The organism is Enterococcus mundtii (assembly GCF_002947535.1).
Taxonomy (GTDB): Bacteria; Bacillota; Bacilli; order Lactobacillales; family Enterococcaceae; genus Enterococcus_B; species Enterococcus_B mundtii_B.
This window is the reverse complement of record NZ_PUAP01000075.1, coordinates 1-979: the sequence shown is the minus strand read 5'-3', so window position 1 is coordinate 979 and position 979 is coordinate 1. Positions and strand designations below refer to the sequence as shown.

The following is a 979-nucleotide window of genomic DNA, read 5'->3' as shown; positions in this document are numbered from 1 at the left end:
AACATTTCTTAAAATAACTTTATCCCCTACGTTAAAATTATCTTGTGTCAGATCTAGGTTGCTTCTGATTCCATCTCTTAAGCGACCAGTCAACATGTCTCCTAATTGCCTATCACGAAGATTACTTACATCCGGAATCCACGAAGGTACATCTTGTGCGTGGGTGGGATTTAATATTTGATCTAACGAATCACTTCGTTCTTTCATTTCTTCTTTACTTAGTTCCTTTAACTCTTCTTTGCTTAGTTCTTTTACTTCCTTCGAGTTAGTTTGTTCTTTCTCTGGTTGCTTCTCTTTTTTATTTGTTTCTTTTTCCTCATTTTTTGTTTCACTCTCATTGGTAGTCGTCCTTGCTTGTCTACTTTGGATCGGACCTAACGCATTGAATGCCGTCACTGCCTGAACAACTGTGCCATTAAGATTACCTAAGGTCAAACCTAGGATCAAAGCACTGTTCAACAGTTTTTTTCTTGTTCTCAAATCATTTCCTCCCTTTTATCAAACAACAAGAGAAAAACATTTTTGTCTGTTTATTCTCCATTGATAACCATTTCTTTTTTCTTTAAAGGATGTTCGTAGTATTTCAAATGACTCTTCTATAAAAACGTTATGTATTTTACGTTTCTTAATCGTCTTTTTACTATTCACTCCTTTTTCAAATCAATTAGAAAAGCATTGAAAAGCTTTACTTCTTCAAGTTTATCGGTCATCCATGTCTGACGTAACGTCATTTTTTCCCTTTCGATTAGGAGAAATTGAAAGAAAGATTTTTGTGAGAAAATAATTTTTTGATCCGCTACTTGATAAAACCCTGAAAGGACAACAAAAAAGAAGGATCTTCACTAAGTTGAACACGTCAACTTGTAAAGATCCTTCAATCAAATTGCTAATAATTGAATGCTACCGATTATTTCAAAGTAAAAGAATTTTTGCATTCACCACAAATTTTCTTCTTACAATTTACGTGCAAAGAATGAAA

1 protein-coding gene is annotated in these 979 nt (G+C 33.4%); it reads right to left on the bottom strand.

Annotated features, from left to right (window positions below; translation table 11 throughout):
• Positions 1-480: hypothetical protein (locus CUS89_RS15850; protein ID WP_219843346.1), on the bottom strand; the 480-nt coding region annotated here is incomplete at its 3' end.
• Positions 481-979: the final 499 nt, after the last annotated feature.